Annotated in this window: 14 protein-coding genes; 6 read left to right on the top strand and 8 right to left on the bottom strand. The window is 65.2% G+C overall.

Annotation, left to right across the window (positions count from 1 at the left end; translation table 11 throughout):
• Positions 1 to 127: 127 nt before the first annotated feature.
• The 3 genes from rbbA to ACVIIV_RS03680 all read right to left on the bottom strand — a co-directional run bounded on the left by rbbA (position 128) and on the right by ACVIIV_RS03680 (position 6,537).
• Complete coding sequence (rbbA, locus tag ACVIIV_RS03690) at positions 128 to 4,012, bottom strand: ribosome-associated ATPase/putative transporter RbbA (RefSeq protein WP_456742961.1); 3,885 nt, start codon at positions 4,010 to 4,012, stop codon at positions 128 to 130.
• Between the two features lie 2 nt (positions 4,013 to 4,014).
• On the bottom strand, positions 4,015 to 5,082 hold the full coding sequence (locus ACVIIV_RS03685; protein ID WP_456742960.1) for an HlyD family secretion protein: 1,068 nt from the start codon (positions 5,080 to 5,082) through the stop codon (positions 4,015 to 4,017).
• 249 nt (positions 5,083 to 5,331) lie between these two features.
• Positions 5,332 to 6,537 carry an ABC transporter substrate-binding protein gene (locus ACVIIV_RS03680; protein WP_456742959.1) on the bottom strand — a complete coding sequence of 402 codons (1,206 nt, stop codon included), beginning with the start codon at positions 6,535 to 6,537 and terminating at the stop codon, positions 5,332 to 5,334.
• Positions 6,538 to 6,691: 154 nt separating this feature from the next.
• On the opposite strand from ACVIIV_RS03680, the gene ACVIIV_RS03675 reads away from it, so the two are divergent.
• A complete protein-coding gene (locus ACVIIV_RS03675) occupies positions 6,692 to 7,471 on the top strand; it encodes a FadR/GntR family transcriptional regulator (protein WP_456742958.1) in 780 nt (259 codons plus the stop codon).
• A gap of 54 nt (positions 7,472 to 7,525) precedes the next feature.
• A complete protein-coding gene (locus ACVIIV_RS03670) occupies positions 7,526 to 9,139 on the top strand; it encodes an acyl-CoA synthetase (RefSeq protein ID WP_456742957.1) in 1,614 nt (537 codons plus the stop codon).
• 27 nt (positions 9,140 to 9,166) lie between these two features.
• Here ACVIIV_RS03670 and ACVIIV_RS03665 read toward each other — a convergent pair whose 3' ends face one another.
• Positions 9,167 to 10,117 (bottom strand): AraC family transcriptional regulator, encoded by a 951-nt coding sequence (locus ACVIIV_RS03665; RefSeq protein ID WP_456742956.1) that lies wholly within the window; start codon positions 10,115 to 10,117, stop codon positions 9,167 to 9,169.
• 163 nt (positions 10,118 to 10,280) lie between these two features.
• On the bottom strand, positions 10,281 to 11,483 hold the full coding sequence (locus ACVIIV_RS03660; protein WP_456742955.1) for an MFS transporter: 1,203 nt from the start codon (positions 11,481 to 11,483) through the stop codon (positions 10,281 to 10,283).
• Positions 11,484 to 11,656: 173 nt separating this feature from the next.
• On the opposite strand from ACVIIV_RS03660, the gene ACVIIV_RS03655 reads away from it, so the two are divergent.
• The 3 genes from ACVIIV_RS03655 to ACVIIV_RS03645 all read left to right on the top strand — a co-directional run bounded on the left by ACVIIV_RS03655 (position 11,657) and on the right by ACVIIV_RS03645 (position 14,597).
• A complete protein-coding gene (locus tag ACVIIV_RS03655; RefSeq protein WP_456742954.1) occupies positions 11,657 to 12,460 on the top strand; it encodes an MBL fold metallo-hydrolase in 804 nt (267 codons plus the stop codon).
• Positions 12,461 to 12,618: 158 nt separating this feature from the next.
• Complete coding sequence (locus tag ACVIIV_RS03650; RefSeq protein ID WP_456742953.1) at positions 12,619 to 13,635, top strand: alpha/beta fold hydrolase; 1,017 nt, start codon at positions 12,619 to 12,621, stop codon at positions 13,633 to 13,635.
• 14 nt (positions 13,636 to 13,649) lie between these two features.
• The gene (locus ACVIIV_RS03645; RefSeq protein WP_456742952.1) at positions 13,650 to 14,597 is read left to right on the top strand and encodes a fatty acid desaturase; all 948 of its coding nucleotides are present in this window, start codon (positions 13,650 to 13,652) and stop codon (positions 14,595 to 14,597) included.
• A gap of 56 nt (positions 14,598 to 14,653) precedes the next feature.
• On the opposite strand, the gene ACVIIV_RS03640 is transcribed toward ACVIIV_RS03645, so the two are convergent.
• Positions 14,654 to 14,908, bottom strand: a complete 255-nt coding sequence (locus ACVIIV_RS03640; RefSeq protein WP_456742951.1) for a hypothetical protein — start codon at positions 14,906 to 14,908, stop codon at positions 14,654 to 14,656.
• Between the two features lie 136 nt (positions 14,909 to 15,044).
• Complete coding sequence (locus ACVIIV_RS03635; RefSeq protein WP_456742950.1) at positions 15,045 to 16,025, bottom strand: helix-turn-helix transcriptional regulator; 981 nt, start codon at positions 16,023 to 16,025, stop codon at positions 15,045 to 15,047.
• Between the two features lie 89 nt (positions 16,026 to 16,114).
• Here ACVIIV_RS03635 and ACVIIV_RS03630 point away from each other — a divergent pair, with 89 nt between their 5' ends.
• Positions 16,115 to 16,759 carry a glutathione S-transferase family protein gene (locus ACVIIV_RS03630; RefSeq protein ID WP_456742949.1) on the top strand — a complete coding sequence of 215 codons (645 nt, stop codon included), beginning with the start codon at positions 16,115 to 16,117 and terminating at the stop codon, positions 16,757 to 16,759.
• A 221-nt stretch (positions 16,760 to 16,980) separates the two neighbouring features.
• On the opposite strand, the gene ACVIIV_RS03625 is transcribed toward ACVIIV_RS03630, so the two are convergent.
• Positions 16,981 to 17,766: an enoyl-CoA hydratase/isomerase family protein gene (locus ACVIIV_RS03625; RefSeq protein WP_456742948.1), complete on the bottom strand. Its 786-nt coding sequence runs from the start codon at positions 17,764 to 17,766 to the stop codon at positions 16,981 to 16,983.

The raw sequence follows: 17,766 nt of genomic DNA, 5'->3' as shown, positions 1-17,766 counted from the left end.
GCTGGCAATATCGCCGCCGCTGGAGTCATCCTGCCCGACGCGTCAAATAAATTTCGTAGCTAAAACAAAGGCCTCTCTACTGTGCATGGGGTTGTTTTCGCTCTTTTTGAAGCGAAGCCCTCGCGCGTCACGCCAGGAAGGCGCGAAACCGGCGCAGCGCGATCACGAAGAAGACGCTGCCGATCACGGCGAGCGCGGCAAGCTGCGGCCACACCGCCTCCAGGCCCGCGCCGCGGAACAGGATCGCCTGCGCGAGCATCACGAAATGCGTGTTGGGCGCCGCCAGCATGATGTCCTGGACGAATTGCGGCATGCTCTCCCGCGGCGTCATGCTGCCCGACAGGGTTTGCAGCGGCAGCAGGATCATGATCAGCAGCAGCCCGAACTGCGGCATCGATCCGGCGACGGTGGCGAGGAAGATCCCCATGCTGGTGGTGGCGAACAGCTGCAGTGCCGCGCCGACCAGGAACAGCGCCAGCGAGCCGTCGATCGTGACCGCCAGCCATCCCTTGACGACGAAGGCGATCGACAGCGCAGAGGCGATCAGCACCACTGCTCCCATCGACCAGACCTTGCTCACCATGATCTCCAAGGGCGTGACCGGCATCACCAGGAGGTGCTCGATCGTGCCGTGCTCGCGCTCGCGGATCAGCGCCGCCCCGGTCAGGATGATCGAGAGCATGGTGATTGAGGTGATGACGTGATCGATGGCGCCAAACCACGACTTCTTCAGCTCCGGATTGAACCTTGCTCGCAGCGCCAGCTCGATCGGCGCGGTCTGGGCATTGCGCGTGCGCGCCAGGAACTCGGCGATTTCCGCACTGACGATCTGCTCAACATAGCCGCCGCCGTTGAACGCCTGCGAGATGCGTGTCGCATCGACGTTGAGCTGGATCGCCGGCGATTTGCGCGCCAGCACATCGCGCTGAAAGTCCGGCGGGATATCGAGTGCGAAGGTGTCGAGGCCGGCATCCATCCTGCGGTCCATCTCGTATTGCGAGATCAGACGCGGCGTCGAGAAATAGGGTGCGGTGAACGCCATCCCGATCCGGGTCGAGACCGGCGAATGGTCTTCGTCGACGATGGCGATCGCGGCGCGGTTCAGGGTTTCCGGCAGGGCTTTGGCGCCGGCGTAAACCGCCAGCGTGAACGAATAGACGATCAGCACGAGCAGCATGGGGTCGCGCACCAGGCTGCGTAATTCCTTGATGCCGAGCTGAAGCACGTTGTCGAAGCGCATGGTCAGCGGGCCTGTTTCTTCAGCAGCATCGCGCCGGCGATCACCAGGACGGGGACCATGATGGCGAGCGCCAGGAGATCGTTGTGGAGGGTGTCGAGCGCCAGGCCCTTGGAGAAGGTGCCGCGCGAGATCGTGACGAAATAGGTGGTGGGAAAGATCCGCCCCGATCAGGGCCCCAAGTCCCTGCAGCGACGAAACCGGATCGATCAGCCCGGAATACTGGATGGCCGGTATCAGCGTGATCAGAACGGTGCCGAACAGGGCCGCGATCTGGCTGTTCATGAAGGCCGAGATCACCAGCCCCATGCCGGTCGTGGCCGTGACGTAGAGCAGCGCGGCCAGCGCGTAGGTCGGAAAGCTGCCGGTGAAAGGTACGCGGAAGACCGCGAGGGCAAAGCCGACGAGGAGGAGGAAGTTTCCGAATGCCAGCACGACATAGGGCAGTTGTGTGCCGAGCAGGAACTCCAGCCGCGTCACCGGCGTGACGTAGAAATTGACGATCGATCCGAGCTCCTTCTCGCGCACCACCGCCAGCGCGGCGAGCACGGCCGGAATCATGATCAGCAGCAGCGGGATGATGCCCGGCGCCATGGCGACGACGCTGATGACATCAGGATTGTAGCGGTAGCGCAATTGCAGCTGGTAGGCGCCGGCGATCGCCGCCTCGCCATAGAGCTCGCGGCCTTTCTGCGCGAGCCAGCTTGCGTGGATCGCCTGCGCGTAGGAGCGCAGCGTCTCGGCCCGCGTCGGATTGGCGCCGTCGACCCAGGCGCCGATCTCGACATGGCGGCCGCGGCTGACGTCGCGGCCGAAGCCCGGCGGCAGCTCGATGGCGAGGCCGATCTCGCCGGCGCGCATGCGGCGGTCGAGATCGGCGTAGTCGGTGATCGGGGCCTTCTCGGTGAAATAGCGCGAGCCCGCGATCTGAAGGCTGTAGTCGCGGCTGATCGCGCTGTCGTCGCGGTCGAGCACGGCGAAGGTCAGGTTCTCGACATCCATGCTGATGCCGTAGCCGAGCACGAACAGCAGCAGCACGCTGCCGAGGATTGCGAGCGTGGCGCGGATCGGATCGCGCCGCAGCTCGAGCGTCTCGCGCCGGGAATAGGCGAGCATGCGGGTCGGATTGAATGCCGCGCTGCGCTTGCGCGGCAGCGCTGCGGTCGTCGCCGCGGGCGCCGGCGATGCGACCGCAGGCGGCCCGGCTGAGTCCCCGGTGCCCATGATCGCCTCTTCCAGACAGGCGATGAAGGCCTGCTCCAGCGTGGCGGCGCCGCGTGCGGCTACAATCGCGGCGGGCGTGTCCGACGTCAGCACCTTGCCGGCATGCATCAGCGAGACCCGGTCGCAGCGCTCGGCCTCGTTCATGAAATGGGTCGAGACGAAGATGGTGACGTTGTCCTTGCGCGAGAGCTCGGCCAGAATCTGCCAGAAGCGGTCACGCGCGACCGGATCGACGCCGGAGGTCGGCTCGTCGAGGATGAGGATGTCAGGCGCATGGATCATGGCGACCGCCAGCGACAGCCGCTGCCGGAGCCCAAGCGGCAAGGCATCGGGCAGGGCATCGACGACATCAGCAAGATCGAACCGGGCGATCATCTCGTCGATGCGCGCGGCGATGGTGTCCGCCGGCAGCTCGAACAGGCGCGCATGCAGATCGAGATTCTGTGCGACCGTGAGCTCCGAGTAGAGTGAGAAGCCCTGCGACATGTAGCCGATGCGCCGCCGCACCGACATGTCGCCGGCATCGATGGTCTTGCCGAACAGCCGCGCGGTGCCCTCGCTCACCGGCAAGAGGCCGGTCAGCATCTTCATGGTCGTAGTCTTGCCGCAGCCGTTCGAGCCGAGAAAGCCGAAGATCTCGCCCTTCCTGATGCGGAAGCTGACGTCGTCGACGGCAACGAAACCGTTGAACCGCCGGGTCAGGTGGTCGGCTTCGATCGCGATCTCCTCATGGTCTTCGCTCCGCGGCGGGATGACGATGTTGGTGTGGTTGCTGCGTTCCGCGTCGGGCAACAGACGGATGAAGGCGTCATCGAGCGTGTCGGCGCCGGTCTGCCGCTTGAGTTCGGCGGGCGTTCCGGTCGCCAGCACGCGGCCGGCATTCATCGCGATCAGGACATCGAATTGCGCAGCTTCTTCAATGTAGGCGGTCGAGACGATGACGCTCATGCCGGGCCGGCTGCTCCGGATCGAGGCGATCAATTCCCAGAACTGGCGCCGCGACAGCGGATCGACACCGGTGGTCGGCTCGTCCAGGATCAAGAGCTCGGGACCGTGGATCAGCGCGCAGCACAGGCCGACCTTCTGCTTCATGCCGCCGGAGAGTTTTGCCGCCGGCCGGTCGGCAAAGGGCGTGAGCCCGGTGTCGCGGAGCAGGCCGGCGATCCGCCTGCTCCGCTCCGCCTTGTCGTGTCCGAACAGGCGACCGAAGAAGTCGATGTTCTCGAACACCGACAGTGTCGGATACAGATTCTTGCCGAGACCCTGCGGCATGTAGGCGATGTCGGGGCACACGTTGCGGCGGTGGCGCGCGCTCGCCATGTCGCCGCCGAGCACGTGGATACGCCCTTCCTGGATCGCGCGGGCGCCGGCGATCAGCGCGAGCAGGCTCGATTTGCCGACGCCGTCGGGGCCGATCATCCCGACCATGCAGCCGGCCGGCAGATCGAGCGTGATGGACTCGAGCGCCCGGCTCTTGCCGTAGCTCAGGCCCACGCCTTCCAGATGCACCACGCTGCCGACGGCAGCCGGCGCTTCGGCTGCGGCAGTCATGCTCATCTCGTCAGCTTGATCTTGAGGTTGTCGGGCCATTGCGCGGCCGGATCGAGCTGCACATAGGCCATGCCGGGCAGGCCAGTCTTCACCTGCTCGATGTGCTGGCGCAGCAGATCTGGCGCGATATGCGCCTTGATGCGGAACATCAGCTTCTGGCGTTCTTCCTCGGTCTCGACCGTCTTGGGCGTGAATTGCGCGACGTCGGCGACGAAGGTGGCCTTGGCGGGGATCACATATTGCGGGATGGCGTCGAGCACGAGGCGGACCTCGGCGCCGATCGCGACGCGGCCGGCATCGGCCGTCGGCAGGAAGAACGTCATGTAGACGTCGCCGAGATCGACCATGTTGAGGACGCGGCCGCCGGCGGCGAGCACCTCGCCGGGCTGCGATACGCGATACTGCACGCGGCCGTCGCGCGGCGCCTTCAGCACGCTGTCGTCGAGGTCGGCGTTGATGCTTTCGATCGCGGCCTTTGCCGCGTCGACCGCAGCGCCGGCGTCGATCACCATGGCGCGGGAGGAGCTGATCGCGGCTTCTGATGCCGCGACCTGGGCCTGGGACGCGGCGAGCGCCGCCTTCGCCGTGGCGTTGGTGGAGCGGTCGTCGTCAAGGACCTGCTGGGACACCGCACTCGTCCTGATCAATTGCTCGGACCGGTCGAGCTTGCGGCTCGTGGTGTCGAGCTGGGCGATGCGCTGGTCGACCACGGCTTCGGCGGCCTTGCGTTCGGCCTCGCGCTGGTTCACCAGGCTCTTCGCGGTCTCGACATTGATCGTTGCGCGCTGGAGCTGCGCTTCGGCCTGGCGACGCTGGGCCTGCAACTGCTCGGTGTCCATGCGCGCCAGAACCTGGCCCGTGCTGACGAAATCGCCTTCGTTGACCAGGATCTCGCGGATCCGTCCCGGCGTCTTGGTGGCGATGTCGATCTCGACTGCCTCGATGCGGCCGTTGCCGCGGGCGAAACCCGGAGGCAGCACATTGGTATCGCGGTGCTGCCAATAGTAATAACCGCCGCCCGCGAGCAGGATGGCGAGCGCGGCGACGACGCGCCCCGGTGTAAAGTTCATCTGTTCATAACGCCGCGCGGCGGCGCCCACTGTTGAGACACGAACGCCCGGCCGCTGATCGCGCGGACGGGGCGGGCTCAACATTGCAGCGAATTTTGCACCGCAACTTGATGCAGATCAGACCGCGGCGCGAGGTGTCCTGCCTCTATTTTGGGCCTGCGCCTCTCACCACCGCTCGTCCGCCCTGATTGGTCGAGCGGACGAGCGAGACTTGCTGAACGGATTGCTGTGGACCCGATCCGGGCCGTCTCACTTCACCAGCGGGCAGCCGCCATCCTTCAGCGGCCGGAACGCCTGGTCGGCGGGAACTTCGGCGAGCAGCTTGTAGTAATCCCACGGCCCCTTCGATTCTTCCGGCTTCTTGACCTGGAACAGGTACATGCTGTGCACCATGCGGCCGTCCTCGCGCAGGGTGCCGTTGCCGGTGAAGGCGTCGCGCACCGGCAGCTCGCGCATCTTGGCCATCACGGTCTTGGTGTCGCGGGTGCCGGCGGCCTGCACTGCCTTGAGGTAATGCAGCGTCGCACTGTAGGTGGCGGCCTGATTCATGGTCGGCATGCGCTTGACGCGCTCCAGGAAGCGCTTGCCGAAGGCGCGGGTCTTGTCGTTGAGGTCCCAGTAATAGGCCTCGGTGACGATCAGGCCTTGCGCGAGCTTCAAGCCCAGGCTGTGCACGTCGGAGATGAACATCACGATCGCAGCCAGGTTCTGGCCCCCGGCGACGATGCCGAACTCGCCGGCCTGCTTGATCGCGTTGATGGTGTCGCCGCCGCCATTGGCGAGCCCGATGATCTTGGCCTTGGAAGCCTGGGCCTGAAGCAGGAACGAGGAGAAATCAGCCGTGTTGAGGGGATGCTTGACGCTCCCCAGCACCTTGCCGCCGGAGGCCTTCACGACATCGCCGGTGTCGCGCTCGACCGAATGGCCGAACAAGTAGTCTGCGGTCAGGAAGAACCAGGTGTCGCCGCCGTTCTTGACGATGGCGCTGCCGACGGTGTGCGCGTTGGCATAGGTGTCGTAGGTCCAGTGCGCGGTGTAGGGCGAGCACGATTTGCCGGTGATATCGGAGCTCGCCGCATCGGTCACGATCATGATCTTCTCGTACTGCTTCGACAGCTCCATCACCGCGAGCGCGGTCGCCGAGGTCGGCAGATCGATGATCATGTCGACGCCCTCGGTCTCCCACCATTTGCGGGCGATGGTGGAGGCAATGTCGGGCTTGTTGAGCACGTCGGCACTGACCATGTCGATCGGCTTGCCGAACATCTGACCGCCGAAATCCTCGATCGCCATCTTGGTGGCCTCGACATTCCCCATGCCGCCGATGTCGGAATAGACCGAAGAGAAGTCCGAGAGCACCCCGATCTTGAGCGGCGCCTGCTGGGCCGAGGTAGGGGTGATCAGGGCAGCCGACAGCAAGCCGGCCGCAGACACGAGTGCCGCGATAGGTCTCATGGATACGTTTCCTCTTACGCGGGGACTATCCTGTCCCTTTGTCCGACAAAGCTAGAACCGGGTTCCGACGGAGTCAATTTGTTGCATTGCATTGCTGGAATGATGCAGTTTGACGCATTCCGCGGGCATGCCTATAGTTTGTCCGACAATCACCATGAGGTCTGGTTTGCCCGTCGCGCCGCTCTTTCGTCCGATCGATGTCGCGCCCGCCTATCAGAAGGTCGCCGACGCCATCGAACGCGAGATCGTCAATGGCCGCATCAAGCCCGGGGACCCAATCGGCACCGAGCACGATCTGGTGCGGCAGTTCGGCGTCAATCGCTCGACCATTCGCGAGGGCATCCGCGTGCTGGAGGAGGGCGGGCTGATCCGGCGCGATTCCTCGCGCCGCCTGCACGCCTGCCTGCCGCGCTACAGCAAGCTCGCGAGCCGTCTCAGCCGCGCGCTGGTTCTGCACGAGGTCACCTTCCGCGAACTCTACGAGGCCTCGATGACGCTGGAGGTCGCCAGCATCGAGGGTGCCGTCGAGCGTGCGAGCGAGGAGAACCTCGCGGAGCTCACCGACAATCTCGCGCGCAGTGAGGCCGTGGTCGGAAATCCCGCGGCGCTTGCCGAATGCGACGCCGAATTCCACGTGCTGGTCGCCAAGGCTTCGCAGAATCGCGTGCTCCAGCTCGCGCGCGAGCCGGCAGCGCAATTGTTCTATCCGACTACCGAGATGATCGTGACCGGTGTCGCCGAAGGCGGCCCGCGTCTCGTCGCGGCGCACCGCCATCTCATCGACGCGATCCGCCACCGCGACCGCGAGGCCGGCGTGCTGTGGACGCGCCGGCACTTGCAGGACTGGCGACGCGGCTTCGAGAAGATCGCTTCGCTCGATCGCTCAGTCGAGCACATGTACATGGAGCATGCGCAGGCGGTCCGGCGCAGATAGCGCCCGTGGAATTCAACGGCTTCAACAAGCAAAGACAATCAATCGGAGGAACACATGACCGGCGACACCGCAGCCACCATCTCGAAAGCGCGCGAGCATTCCATCGGCGATCTCCTGCGCCGTTCGGCGGGCCGGGAGCCGAACAAGCTCGCGGTGAGCTGCGGCGATGTGAGCTGGAGCTTTGCCGAGATGGACGCGATCTGCAACCGCCTCGGCCGTGGCCTGCTCGGGCTCGGCGTTGGGAAGGGCGACCGCCTCGCCGTGCTCTCGCGCAATTCGCACGCCTTCGCCGCGCTACGCTTCGCGGTGGCGCGTATCGGTGCCGTGCTGGTGCCGATCAATTTCATGCTCAATCCGGACGAGATCAATTTCATCCTGAAGAGCTCCGGCGCAAAGCTGCTCGCGACTGGACCTGATTTCGTCGAGCCTGCACGCGCGGCCAGCGCCAAGGATTGCGCCGTCGAGAAGCTGATCTGGCTGCCGGGCGAGGATCCGGCCACGGCGCCTGCGGGTCTCACCACCTTCGACGATCTCCTCGACGCCGATGGTTCGTTCCTGGACGCATCGGTCGACAGCCGCGATCTCGCGCAGATCGTCTACACCAGCGGCACGGAATCACTGCCCAAGGGCGCGATGCTGACCCATGAAGCCGTGATGTGGCAGTATGTCAGTTGCATCATCGACGGCGGCATGAGCGTGGAGGACAAATTCCTGCACGCGCTGCCGCTGTATCACTGCGCCCAGCTCGACGTGTTCCTCGGGCCGCAAATCTATCTCGGCGCCTCCAGTGTGATTACGGGCAAGCCGACCGCCGACAATGTCCTGGCGCTGATCCAGGCGCACAAGATCACCTCGTTCTTCGCGCCGCCGACGATCTGGATCGCGATGCTGCGCTCGCCGAACTTCGACAAGACCGATCTGTCGACCTTGCAGAAGGGCTATTACGGCGCCTCGATCATGCCGGTGGAGGTGCTGCTCGAGCTCCAGCGTCGCCTGCCCAATGTCAGGTTCTGGAATTTCTACGGCCAGACCGAGATCGCGCCGCTCGCGACCGTGCTGCGACCGGAGGACCAGCTGCGCAAGGCCGGCTCCGCCGGCAAGCCCGTGCTCAATGTCGAGACGCGCGTGGTCAACACGGCGATGGAGGACGTCAAGGTGGGTGAGGTCGGCGAGATCGTGCACCGCTCACCGCATCTGCTCTCCGGCTATTACAACGATGCCGTCAAGACCGCGGCGGCGTTCTCCGGCGGCTGGTTTCACTCCGGCGATCTCGCCACCGTCGACGAGGAAGGTCACATCACCGTGGTCGACCGCGTCAAGGACATGATCAAGACCGGCGGCGAGAACGTCGCGAGCCGCGAGGTCGAGGAGATGGTCTATCGCATTCCAGGGGTCTCCGAGGTCGCCGTGGTCGGCCTGCCCGATCCGCGCTGGATCGAGGCGGTGACCGCCATCGTCGTGGTCAAGACCGGAGAAAAGCTCGATGAGGAAACCGTCATCAAGCATTGCGCCGGCCATATGGCCCATTTCAAGGTGCCTAAGCGCGTGATCTTCGTGGACGCCCTGCCGAAGAATCCGAGCGGCAAGCTGCTTAAGCGCGAGCTGCGCCAGCGCTTCGTCGGCGGCGAGACGCTCGACAAGGCGGTCCAGAAGAGCTTTGGGACGTAGGGGCGGGTGCCATCGTCGCTGAGTTTGCTAGCCGGCGCCGCCGGCGAGCTTCCTTATGTCATCGGGTGTTTGTCCGAAGCGGCGGCGAAATACGCGATGGAAGTAGGATACATCGTGGAATCCCGCGAGGTGCGCGATCTCGATGATCTTGCGGCTGCGCATGGCAGGATTTCGCAGCAGTCGCTCGGCGCGCAGTAATCGTTGCTCCAGCACGAAGCCGCTATAGGTGATGCCGGCCTGCTCGAACAGCAATTGGATGGTGCGTGAGCTGATCCGGTGCGCGGCTGCGAGCTCGGACAGCGACAATGCGGGGCTGTCCAGCTGCGCCAGGATGTCGGACTTGAGGGCGTCGAAACGCGCCGCCGCAAGGCCGCGCAATCGAGCTTCTTCGGCGGCATCGCCGCGTGCGCCGAGCATCAGGACGGCGAGGTCGAACAGGTGCTGCGAGACCGCGTCGAGCTCCGCCGGCGCGAGCTTGTCCGCGTGCGTATGCGCGAGGTCATAATATCGCAGGAACATCGATGTGATCGGCCTGACACCGTCAATCGGTCGCGCAATCAGGTCCTCGGCATTCGGGCAGGCGCGCAGCAGTGCCTTGCGGGGCAACAATGCGGTCTGGAAGTTGCCGTAGGCCATCTGCGTGACTCGGGCACCCCTGATCGACGGATCTCCGATCGTGAGGTCGCCAGCGGCGATGTTCAGCGCGCGCCTGCCCATGGTCCCGCTCAGGGCCGAATTCGGTGACATGGCAACCACCAATTCGTCGTTGGTGCCCATGGACACGAAGCTCATCGGCGTACCGTGGGAGGCGGACAGCCTCACGCGCGGAAGGATGGCGGGCCTGATGGTCCGGTGCACTGGGCCGTCTCCGATCGGAACGAAATCGGTCCCCATCACCTGCCGGCAGAACTGCTCGCGCCAGCCCTCATAGGCCGGCCCCGTCGGATCGCCGCGGAATGAGAGCTGAGGCTGGGTCATTGGCGGCGGTAAACGTCGGTGAGCGAGCTGTTGCAGTGGTATCTTGGTCGGCGCGCCGAGTTGCGGCAACGAGGAAAGCGCGGGATTGCGCGAAAAGCCACACGTAACTGCGCGCGGCGCCAGCGACCAGGTGCCGCAGCTCGGCATTCCGCGCCGGCGAGTCTCAATACTTCTTCACCGCCGCCTCGAAGGCCAGCCACAGCGCGATGGACGCCAGGCCAAAACCGCCGAGCAGCAGGAAGGTCGGTCCGTAGCCGATCCATTGCGCGATCCAGCCGCCGATCGCGGGACTGAGGCTCGCGCCGACGCCCTGTACCGTGATCACGGCGCCCTGGCCGAGATTGATGCGGCCGGTGCCGTTGAGCGAGCGCGCGACCATGCCGGGGACGGCGACAGTTTGCAGGCCGGTGCCGATGCCGTCGAGCACCTGCATCGGCACGACGCCCCACCATCCCGTGACGAAGAAGGCGAGCACGCCGCGGACCGGTAAGAACATGAAGGAGACCAGGATCACCGGCCAGTAGTTGCGCTTGCTCGCGGCCTTCATCGCGATCAGGGAGGTCACGATCATCACGCCTTGTGCGATCACCACGGTGGTCGCGACGAAGCTCGGGCCGTTGGCCTGTGCCTCGGCCACCGCCGCAAGTCCATAGAGCGGCACGATGGCGGCGTTGCCGAGATGGAACAGGGCGAGCGCGAGTGCAAGCACGAGCAGCGGCTTGTGCTTGAGCAGCATCGTGATCGCATCCGGCGGAGCCTTGGAGTCGTCCTCCTTGCTGCCGCGCGAAGCACGGTCATCGATTGCCTTGGCCGGAATCATCAGGACGCAGGCGATGGCGATGGCGCCGAATATGGCGGCCAGCGCGAACACGGCGACATAGCCGAACTTGTAGCCGAGATAGCCCGACAATGCGGCGCCAACCATGTTGCCGGCGTGGTTGAAGGCCTGGTTGCGGCCATTGAGCGCATTGAAGCCCTTCTGCTTGGCGATGCCGAGCGTGATGCCCGTGACCGCCGGTACGATCGCGGCACTCGCGAGCGATTGCGCAACTTGCGAGAACGTCACCGCCCAGAAGTTCTGCGAGATCAGGATGATCGCGGACGCGAGAACGACACAGATGCCGGGGATGACGACCCAGAGCCGTTTGTTGCGGCTGGCGTCGATGAAGGCGCCGATCGGCGTCGTGATCAGCATGCCCGCGACGTTGCCGATGGTCATGGCGGTGCCGATCAGCCCGCTCGCCCAGCCGCGCTCCTGAAGAAAGACCCCGACGAACGGCCCAATGCCCGACTGCATGTCGGCCATGAAGAAGTTGAGCGCGAACAAAGGCCAGATACGGGACGAGGAGGGGGAACGCGATGCCATCGATACCTAAACATGCTCCTCGTGTGTCGTGATCCTCTTGGCCAATCGGTCTGGCTTAGGCCTGAACGTAACGGGCGCTCGCCGCGTTGGTTCCGAACTCTGATGCCGGTCATCGATCTTGCCGGGAGCTTGTCCGCAATGTCATCCTGCGATCTTCCCACGGAGCACGAGTCATGCCTCTCTGGACCTGCGAAACCTGCGGCGCTCAATTTCCCTCATGCGGAGCACCGCCCGACTCCTGCCCGATTTGCGAGGACGAGCGACAGTTCGTGAACTGGAACGGGCAGACCTTTCTCACGCGCGAGGCGCTCGCGCGGGGACACCGACTCGTGGGACGCGACGATCTCGGGCTCACCGGGATCGGGATGGAGCCGAGCTTTGCCATCGGGCAGCGCGCGCTGCTGGTGCCTCAAGACGACGGCTGCGTGATGTGGGATTGCATTCCGCTGGCGACCGACGAGGCCATCCAGTACGTTTCAGCACTCGGCGGTCTCAAGGCTATCGCGATCTCGCATCCGCATTACTATGGCGCGCTAGCCGACTGGAGCGACACGTTCGGCGGCGTGCCGGTCTATCTGCACGCCGACGATCGCGCCTTTGTCACACGGCCTCATCCGGCGATCGTGCATTGGACCGGCGAAAGCCATCGCATCTCCGACGACGTGCTGCTGCTGCGCACAGGCGGCCACTTTGCCGGCGCCACCGTGCTGCATTATGCGCGCGGTGCGGACGGCAAGGGCGCGCTGCTCACGGGGGACATCGCCCAGGTGACGATGGACCGGCGCTTCGTCAGCTTCATGTATTCCTATCCGAATTACATGCCGCTCAACGCCGCCGCGGTGCGGCGGATCGCAGCAGCCGTCGAGCCGCTCGCCTTCGACCGGATCTATGGCGCCTGGTGGGGCCGCAACATCGCGAGCGGCGCCAAGGCGGCGTTTGCTGCGTCGGTCGCGCGCTATCTCGCGGCCATCGCCTGAGCCGGGCGCGGATCGGATTTATCTTGCCGGCCTCCAATAACTGTACTAATAGTACATTATGAAGTCGACCGCAGTCGCCGCATCTGCAAGGGCGGCATGATCGATGCATCGCGGATGGCGTGAAGGTCTTGGGGTCCGAGTAAGCGGGAGCTGGGTGCATGACGGCGCAGCACGACTACGAGATATTCCAGGCTGGCAACGTCTTGCTCCGGTCCGGGGCCGTCTTTCCTTCGCTGAAGCTCGCCTACAAGACCTACGGCACGCTGAGCGCCGCCAGGGACAACGTCATCCTCTATCCGACGTCGTTCAGCGCGCAGCACACCGACACTGAATGGCTGATTGGGCCCGACCGCGTGCTCGATCCCACGCGTTACTTCATCATCATCCCGAACCTGTTCGGCAACGGCCTGTCGTCCTCGCCCTCGAACACGTCCACGCTTTTCCCCGAGGTGACCTATCACGATGCCATCGCGGTCCAGCATCGCCTCCTGACCGAACGCTTCGGCATCTCAAAGCTTGCGCTGGTCTATGGCTGGTCGATGGGCGGCATGCAGGCCTATCACTGGGCGGCGCTGCATCCCGACATGGTCGAGCGCGCTGCGGTCGTCTGCGGCAGCGCCCGCTGCGCGCCCTATAATTACGTCTTCCTGGAAAGCGTGAAGGCCGCGCTCACGGCCGATTCCGCCTTCCGCGATGGCCGTTTCGTCGAAAGGCCCGTCGCCGGCTATCGCGCGATGGGGCGCGTCTATGCCGGCTGGGCGATGTCGCACGGCTTCTACCGCGACGAGCTCTGGCGCGAGGCCGGCTTCACCTCGCTCGAGGATTATCTCAGCCGCGCCTGGGACGCGACATTTGCGCGGCGCGATGCCAACGACCTCCTGGCGCAGATTGGGATCTGGCAGAATGGCGACGTCAGCCGTGGCCCGACATTCGCAGGTGATCTCGATCGCGCGCTGGCGGCGATCAAGGCTCATATGCTGCTGATGCCGGGCGCGACCGATCGCTATTTCGACCTCCGCGACAACGAGGACGAACTCGGCAAGCTGGTCAATGCAAAGTCAGCCGTGCTGCATCCGATCCCATCGCTGCACGGCCATCGCGCCGGCAACCCCGTCAACAATCCGCGTGACCAGGCCTTCATCAAGGCCGAGGTCGCCGAGCTTCTCCGCAAGTAGGACAGGAACCGATCATGAGCGACGCAGCCGTTTCAGATACCGGCCATCGCCTGAAGCCGCTGACACCGGCCATGCTGCGCGAATTGTCGGTTCGCTCCGACCTCAGGGGTGCGGCGCAGAGCCTCGGCCATTACGGCGTGATTGTGCTGGTGGGCGCGCTGATCTGGCTCGTTTCGTCGACCTGGGGCGTGCTCTGGGCGCTGCCGCTGATGGTGGTGCAGGGCTATGTCGTCGCCTTCCTGTTCATGGCGGTGCACGAGACCGCGCACAAGACCGCGTTCCGGAGCCGCGGCCTCAATCTCGCCATCGGCCATCTCTCGGCCTTCATCATTGGATTGCCTTACGAATATTACTGCCTGTTCCACTGGGATCATCACCGCTACACCCAGGATCCGGCTAGGGATCCCGAGTTGATCGTCGGGGTGAAGCCAACATCCGACACGCAGCTTGCACTCGCCTATAGCGGCCTGCTCCAGGTCGCCGGCCGTCTGCGGCTGATGCTCGGCCATGCCGTCACCGGCAAGGTCGTCGTGCCCTGGATTCCCGAGAGCAAGCGCGGCACCATCGTGGCCGAGGCGCGCGCCTATGTCGCGCTCTACGCCCTGCTGCTTGCGCTCTCGCTGTGGTTCTCTTCAGCGCTGCTGCTCTGGGTCTGGATCGTGCCGCTTGTGAGCGGGCAGTTCTTCCTGCGGCCGTATCTTTACGCCGAGCACACCGGTTGCGACCGCACCCGCAGCGCCTTTCAGAACACCCGCACCACCTATACCGGTGCCATCGTTAAATGGTTCGCGTGGAACATGCCCTACCATGTCGAGCACCACGCCTATCCCTCGATCCCCTTTCACGCGCTGCCGAAGCTGAACGAGATCGTCGACGGCGAGATCGTCCATCGCGGCCGCGGCTACATCAGGACGACGCGTGAGACCTGGACTTGGTTTCGCCGGCAGCGTCAGGGCGGCTAGCGCGACGAAAAACTCCGGCCGCGGCGCGACCGGAGCTTTGTCGTGAAGGCGAAATATCAGTAGATCCCGTAGGCGCAGACATTCACGACGCGCACGCGCAGGCCATGACGGGTCTGGACCAGGCGCTCCCGGTAGCAGTTGCTGACGCCGGTGTTGACGTAGACGCCGCCGAAGCCCCAGCCTGGACCCCAGTGATGATGGTGACCCCAGTGATGGCCATGGAAGCCGCCGGCCGACGCGGCGGTGGGGGCGAGAGCGGCAACGCCGAGCGAAGCGGCGGCGATCAGACCGAGTGCAAGCTTACGAAACATCTTCATTCTCCGTTTGGCGCTAAGGCCATGTTGTGTCCCTGCATCTCGGTCGAGACGAAACGCGAATGCGTTCACGGCGCGGGGGAAGAATCGTGTTTCAGGATTGTTTCGTCGGCCGCGGCAAAATGTGCCGCGGTCAGGCTTTTCGCACGGCGCGATAGCGCACAGCCATCGCCTGCGTCAGCTCGGCCATCTTGTCGCGGAGATCGGCCGGTTCCAGCACTTCGGCCTCGGGGCCGAGCCGCAGCAATTCGGCTGCGGCGTGCCACGACGTCTTGCCGACCGGCACCCGCGCAACGCGCCAGCCGTCTGCACCGGCGATCTCTTCGAGCTGCGTGCGTGCCTTGACATAGGGCTGGCTCAGCGCGTCGAGCATTTTGACGCCGAACGGCGACAGCCGGACGATCGCGACATTGGGATGCATCTCGGCCTCGAGCCGCAGCGTCGCGGCCTGCCAATAGGCGGCGAGATCGAAGCCGGCGGGACGATCGAAGCGGTCGTCCAGCGCCGTGCAGTCGAGCACGCGCGCGACGCGATAGGTGCGCACGCTGCCCTCGACCTGGCCGGCGAGATACCAGCTGCCGCCCTTCAGCACGAGGCCGAGCGGCGCGACGCGGCGCTGCTTCTCCGATCGCCAGCTCCGGTAGCGGATCTTGATCAGCGTCCCCCGCAGGACGGCGCCGGCGATGCTGCGCAGGTGCTTTGGATCTTCGGCCTCGCCGAACCAGCCGGGAGCGTCCAGGTGAAAGCGCTCCTGCATGCGCCCGGCGTCTTCGCGCAAATTGGCGGGCAGCGCCGCCATCAGCTTGTTCTGCGCGGCGATCATCGCCGCGTCGAGCCCGAGCGCTGCGGCCGGACCCGGCAATCCCGCCAGGAACAGCGCGCCTGCCTCGCTCTGCGACAGCCCGTTCAGCCGCACGCGATAGCCGTCGAGCAGGCGATAGCCGCCTTCCGCGCCGCGGTCGGCGTAAACAGGGACGCCGGACGCGGCGAGCGCGTCGATGTCGCGATAGATCGTGCGCACCGAGACCTCGCAGGCCTCCGCGAGCTCAGGCGCGGTGACCCGCCCCTTGGCCTGGAGGGTGGTGAGGGTCGACAGCATCCGGCTCGCGCGCATGATCCCCTTAAACCATACCTGACAGAAGATGTCAGGTATGGTCCGCTACAAGCTGCGCCATCGCCAAGAGGTTAGATGGGAGTCCCGCCATGACCGATCCGAACCGCATCACGCTGTACTATTCGCCGCAGACGCGAGCCACCGGCACGCGGGTGCTGCTGGAGGAGCTGGGGGCTCCTTACGATCTCCACGTCCTCAACATGAAAGCTGGCGAGCAGCGTAAGCCCGCCTATCTCGCCATCAACCCGCTCGGCAAGGTGCCGGCGATCCGCCACGGCGAGGCGCTGGTGACGGAGCAGGTCGCCATCACCATCTATCTCGCCGACCTGTTTCCGCAGGCCGGCCTCACGCCCGCCCTGAACGACTCCTTACGCGGCCCTTACCTGCGCTGGATCGCCTATTACGGCGCATCGTTCGAGCCGGCCCTGATCGACAGGTTCATGCAGCGTGAGCCGGCGCCGATCACGCAATCGCCTTATGCGGATTACGATACAATGCTCGGTGCGCTGGAGGTGCAGCTGTCGAAGGGCCCGTATCTGCTCGGCGAGCGCATGACGGCTGCGGACGTGTTGTGGGGCGTCGCGTTCAGCTGGACCATGATGTTCGGCATCGTGCCGAAGAAGGACGTGTTCGTCCGCTATGCCGAGCGCATGACCGCGCGCCCGGCGTTCCAGCGCATCACCGCGGCGGATGCGGAGATGGCCGCGCAGCATGCGGCTGCGGCTGGCGGGTAGGCGGCGCGTGCCTCAATCTCCGCTGTCGTCCCGGGCAAGCGCAAGCGCAGACCCGGGACCCATAACCACAGGGTGGAGTTTGGCGAAGACTCGGAGTTGCCAGCTCTGCGCTACAGCAACTCCCTGCGGCTATGGATCCCGGATTGGCGCTCCGCTTCGCTGCGACTGTCCGGGACGACGGCGGAGTGTGAGGCGCGCTCGTCTACAGACCGACCGCCCCCTCAAAACCGCGGCGCCCGCTTCTCCGCGAACGCCTTGATGCCTTCCTTGATCTCGTCGCTGCGCATGCTGTCGCGGTGGCGCTGGTCGGCGGCGGGTTCATCGAGCTCGCCGCGGGCGAACTCGTTGATCGCGCGCTTCATGCCGCGCATCGCCTGTGGGGCGTTGCCGGCGAGGATCGCAGCGAGCTTGTCGACTTCCTCGTCCAGGAATTCCTCCGGCACCATCGCGGTGAGATAGCCGATGCGCAGCATCTCCGGCGCGCTGATCCTCGTGGCGGTCAGGAACAGCTTCTTCGCATTGTCCACGCCGAGGCGGGTCACGTAGCGCTTGATGCCGCTCGGGTAGTAATGCAGCCCAAGCCGCGCCGCCGGCATGAACATGTCCGCGGTGTCGACGCCAATGCGGAAATCGCAGGCGAGCGCCAGGTCGGTCGAGCCGCCATAGACGCCGCCGTTGAGCCGGCAGATCGTCGGCACGCCGAGATCCTCGAGCCGGTTGACGACCACCTCGAAGGCCGAGCCCGCGCTTTGCTGCTCGCTCGCGCTGACCGCGCGCTCCGCCACCGAATTGAGATCGTAGCCCGCGGAGAAGGCGCGCCCGGTGCCGGTCAGCACCAGCACGCGAATATCGGGATCGGCCTCGACGCGGTCGAACAGTCTTGTCAACTCGCCGAGATCCTCCGCCTGGAGCCGATTGAGATGCTTCGGCCGGTTGAGGCGGATGGTGGCGCGGGCACCGGTGAGTTCGAGCAGGGGATTGGATGCTGCGTCGGCTGTGTCCGACAT

The organism is Bradyrhizobium sp. USDA 4354 (genome assembly GCF_054060315.1).
This window is presented reverse-complemented; position numbering and strand designations above follow the sequence as displayed.